At 70.8% G+C, this 4151-nt stretch carries 4 protein-coding genes; 2 read left to right on the top strand and 2 right to left on the bottom strand.

Annotation, left to right across the window (positions count from 1 at the left end; genetic code table 11):
* Window positions 1-78 precede the first annotated feature (78 nt).
* Both EHS43_RS39050 and EHS43_RS39055 read right to left on the bottom strand, forming a co-directional pair.
* A complete protein-coding gene (locus EHS43_RS39050; protein ID WP_125195319.1) occupies window positions 79-915 on the bottom strand; it encodes a purine-nucleoside phosphorylase in 837 nt (278 codons plus the stop codon).
* A 104-nt stretch (window positions 916-1019) separates the two neighbouring features.
* A complete protein-coding gene (locus tag EHS43_RS39055; RefSeq protein ID WP_125195320.1) occupies window positions 1020-1457 on the bottom strand; it encodes a gamma-glutamylcyclotransferase in 438 nt (145 codons plus the stop codon).
* A 96-nt stretch (window positions 1458-1553) separates the two neighbouring features.
* Here EHS43_RS39055 and EHS43_RS39060 point away from each other — a divergent pair, with 96 nt between their 5' ends.
* Both EHS43_RS39060 and EHS43_RS39065 read left to right on the top strand, forming a co-directional pair.
* Window positions 1554-3002, top strand: a complete 1449-nt coding sequence (locus EHS43_RS39060) for an NAD(P)H-quinone dehydrogenase (RefSeq protein ID WP_125195321.1) — start codon at window positions 1554-1556, stop codon at window positions 3000-3002.
* A 166-nt stretch (window positions 3003-3168) separates the two neighbouring features.
* On the top strand, window positions 3169-4131 hold the full coding sequence (locus EHS43_RS39065) for a DeoR/GlpR family DNA-binding transcription regulator (protein ID WP_125195322.1): 963 nt from the start codon (window positions 3169-3171) through the stop codon (window positions 4129-4131).
* Window positions 4132-4151: the final 20 nt, after the last annotated feature.

The raw sequence follows: 4151 nt of genomic DNA on the forward strand, positions 1-4151 counted from the left end.
GCCCAAGCCCAGCGCAGCGGCCCCGCGCGACCGGCCCCCCGCCCTGCAACCGGACCCGGTACATCCCTGAGCGGTCTCTCAGATGCGGCCGAGTACCTGTGCCAGCAGCGAACCCATCCGAGTCGCACTGTCACGGCCCGCCTGCAGGACCTCCTCGTGGTTCAGCGGCTCACCCGTCATCCCCGCGGCGAGGTTGGTGACCAGGGAGATGCCCAGGATCTCCGCACCCGCCTCGCGCGCGGCGATCGCCTCCAGGACCGTCGACATGCCCACCAGGTCCGCGCCGATGACGCGGGCCATACGGATCTCGGCCGGGGTCTCGTAGTGCGGGCCGGGGAACTGGGCGTAGACGCCCTCCTCCAGCGTGGGGTCGATCTCCTTGCACAGGGCGCGCAGGCGGGGGGAGTAGAGGTCGGTCAGGTCGACGAAGTTCGCGCCGATGATCGGAGAGGTCGCCGTGAGGTTGATGTGGTCGCTGATCAGCACCGGCTGGCCGGGGCGCATGCCCTCGCGGAGGCCGCCGCAGCCGTTGGTGAGGACGATCGTCTTGCAGCCGGCCGCGACCGCGGTGCGCACGCCGTGGGCCACGGCCGCCACGCCCCGGCCCTCGTAGTAGTGGGTGCGGCCGAGGAAGACCAGGGCCCGCTTCGCACCGATCCGGTACGAGCGGATCTTGCCGCCGTGTCCCTCCACCGCCGGCGGCGGGAAGCCGGGCAGCTCGGTGACGGGGAACTCGGCGTCGGGCGCGCCGAGGGCGTCCACGGCCGGTGCCCAGCCGGAGCCCATCACGAGGGCGACGTCGTGGGTCTCGGCACCGGTCAGTTCGCGCAGCCGCGCGGCGGCGGCGTCGGCGGTGACCCTCGGTTCATCGGGGGTGGCGCCCTGGATGTCGTCCGGAAGAAGAGATGCGTTCACGCGGATGAGGGTAGCCGGTCCGGGCCTACGCGCGTAGATGACAGAGCTGACGGGATGGCGATCGTTGTCTTGTCGTTTCCGACCAACCGCCGGCCCGGCGCCCCTCAGCAGGGGCGCTTGCGGAGCTCCATGACGTAGTCGTGGGGGGCGCCGGCGGACTCCGCCGCGTCCGCGATCTCGCCCAGGTAGCGGGCGGAGGGCAGACCGCCCTCGTAGCCGTTCAGGACGTACGTCCAGACCTGTTCCTCACCCTCCAGGGTGTGGACCCGCATACGGGTGCGGCGGTAGATGTCCAGGCCCACGCCCTCCCAGCGGTCCATCGACTCGTCGTCGGCGGGGGCGATCTCGTAGAGCGCCACGAACACCTGGGAGAGGGGGTCCTCGACGATCGTCGCCAGAGCGCCCTCCCAGCCCATGTGCTCACCCCCGAAGGTCAGCCGCCAGCCGTTGAGCCACCCCGTGGCGCGCAGCGGCGAGTGCGGGGCGCGGCGGGTCATGAGCCGCGCGTCGAGGTTGCCGGCGTAGGCGGCGTAGAGCGACATGGGTCGAGGGTACGGCAGCCTTCCCGGGTGTCTCTCCCGTAACAGTGGCGTCTCGGGGCGCCCCCCAGGCCGTGGCATCCCCGGTCGTGCGGGACAATGGAGTACGTGACTCGGATCGTGATCATCGGTGGCGGACCCGGCGGATACGAGGCGGCCCTGGTGGCCGCCCAGCTCGGCGCGGAGGTGACCGTCGTCGACTGCGACGGTCTGGGCGGGGCGTCGGTGCTGACCGACTGCGTGCCGTCGAAGACCCTTATCGCCACGGCCGAGGTGATGACGACCTTCGATTCCTCGTACGAAGAGCTCGGCATCATCGTGGCCGACGACACCCCGCCCCTGGAGCAGGCGGCGCGGGTGGTGGGCGTGGACCTGGGCAAGGTCAACCGGCGTGTGAAGCGGCTCGCCCTCGCCCAGTCGCACGACATCACGGCCTCCGTGACGCGGGCCGGGGCCCGGGTGCTGCGCGGGCGTGGCCGTCTGGAGGGCATGCAGGCCCTCGACGGCTCGCGCAAGGTCGTCGTACGGGCCGCCGACGGGAGCGAGGAGACGCTCGTTGCGGACGCCGTGCTGATCGCCACCGGCGGTCATCCCCGTGAGCTTCCCGACGCCCAGCCCGACGGTGAGCGCATCCTCAACTGGACCCAGGTCTACGACCTCGACGAGCTCCCGGAAGAGCTCATCGTGGTCGGGTCCGGCGTCACCGGCGCCGAGTTCGCCGGCGCTTACCAGGCCCTCGGCTCCAAGGTGACGCTGGTCTCGTCCCGGGACCGCGTGCTGCCGGGTGAGGACCCGGACGCCGCCGCCGTGCTGGAGGACGTGTTCCGCCGCCGCGGTATGAACGTCATGGCGCGCTCCCGTGCCCAGTCCGCCAAGCGGGTCGGGGACCGGGTCGAGGTCACGCTGGCGGACGGGCGGGTCATCACCGGCTCGCACTGCCTGATGGCCGTCGGCGCCATTCCGAACAGCGCCGGCATGGGGCTGGAGGAAGCGGGCGTCAAGCTGCGCGAGTCCGGGCACATCTGGACCGACAAGGTCTCCAGGACGACGGCTCCCGGTGTGTACGCCGCCGGTGACGTGACCGGGGTGTTCGCCCTGGCCTCCGTGGCCGCCATGCAGGGGCGTATCGCCATGTACCACTTCCTCGGCGACGCGGTGGCCCCGCTGAACCTGAAGACCGTCTCGTCGAACGTCTTCACCGACCCCGAGATCGCCACCGTCGGGTACTCGCAGTCCGACGTGGACGGCGGGAAGATCGACGCCCGGGTCGTGAAGCTCCCGCTGCTGCGCAACCCGCGCGCCAAGATGCAGGGCATCCGCGACGGCTTCGTCAAGATCTTCTGCCGTCCGGGCACCGGGATCGTCGTCGGCGGCGTCGTCGTCGCGCCCCGCGCCTCGGAACTGATCCACCCGATCTCGATCGCGGTCGACAACAATCTGACGGTCGAACAGATCGCGAACGCGTTCACCGTTTACCCCTCCCTTTCGGGGTCGATCGCCGAGGTGGCGCGGCAGTTGCACACGCGCAAGGAGACCGGCGGGGCCTGACGGCCGAAAGCGATTCCTGCCTGGTCACGGGGAGTTGTCGACCATTCGTGCGGCATAGGCGGGGGGATTAGGCCCTATACCACTTCTCGTCCTGCTGTGCGAACATCTTCTGCTATTCGGCGCAAACAGCTGAAAGCAGACGGTCGTTGGCGTTACTGTCAGTTTCGTGTTCGCTGCAGAACGTCGCCAATTGATCCTCGAAATGGTGCGAGCCAACGGGGCTGTATCGCTCCGTGAGCTCGCCCGCGTCGTCCAGACCTCCGAAGTGACCGTACGGCGGGACGTGCGCGCGCTGGAGGCAGAAGGACTCCTCGACCGCCGGCATGGCGGTGCGGTATTGCCGGGCGGGTTCACGCGGGAGTCCGGCTTTCCGCAGAAATCGCATCTCGCGACCGCCGAGAAGACGGCCATCGCCGATCTCGCCGCGGGTCTCGTGGAAGAAGGCGAGGCCATTGTGGTGGGGGCGGGTACCACCACACAGGAGCTGGCCCGCCGGCTCGCCCGGGTTCCCGGACTGACCGTCGTGACCAATTCCCTCCTGGTGGCACAGGCGCTCGCCCATGCCAACCGGGTGGAGGTCGTGATGACCGGCGGAACCCTGCGCGGTTCCAATTACGCCTTGGTGGGCTCGGGGGCGGAACAGTCGCTCCAGGGGCTACGGGTCTCCCGGGCCTTCCTCTCCGGGAGCGGGCTCACCGCGGAGCGCGGGCTGTCCACGTCCAACATGCTGTCGGCGTCCGTGGACCGGGCGCTGGTGCAGGCCGCCGCGGAGGTCGTGGTCCTCGCCGACCACACCAAGCTCGGTACCGACACGATGTTCCAGACCGTGCCGACGGACCTCATCACCCGCCTGGTGACCGACGAGCCGCCGGCCCACGACGACCGGGCCGCCACGGAACTCCAGGCGCTCGCCGACCAGGGGGTGCAGATCGCCGTGGCCGGCGGGTCGGGAGCGCCGGGGGGTGATCAGGTCCCGGCGCGGCAGCAACAGCGCCGGGACGTGCCCGTGCCGGGCCCCCGCCGCAGCCAGCTCCCCTCGACGGGCCCTTCCCTCCGCACGGCCACAGCCCTCGGCGACCCGACTCCGGCGGCGGAGCGGGCCAGGGTGGCAGACCTGCGCCGCCGCTGAGCCCTCCTACGGGGTGATGC

Source organism: Streptomyces sp. RP5T (assembly GCF_003933965.1).
In the GTDB taxonomy this organism is placed as follows: Bacteria; Actinomycetota; Actinomycetes; order Streptomycetales; family Streptomycetaceae; genus Streptomyces.

Coding starts and splice junctions, on each gene's coding strand:
- EHS43_RS39055 (WP_125195320.1), bottom strand. CDS start 1,457: ATGTCGCTCTACGCCGCCTACGCCGGCAACCTCGACGCGCGGCTCATG.
- EHS43_RS39060 (WP_125195321.1), top strand. CDS start 1,554: ATGGAGTACGTGACTCGGATCGTGATCATCGGTGGCGGACCCGGCGGA.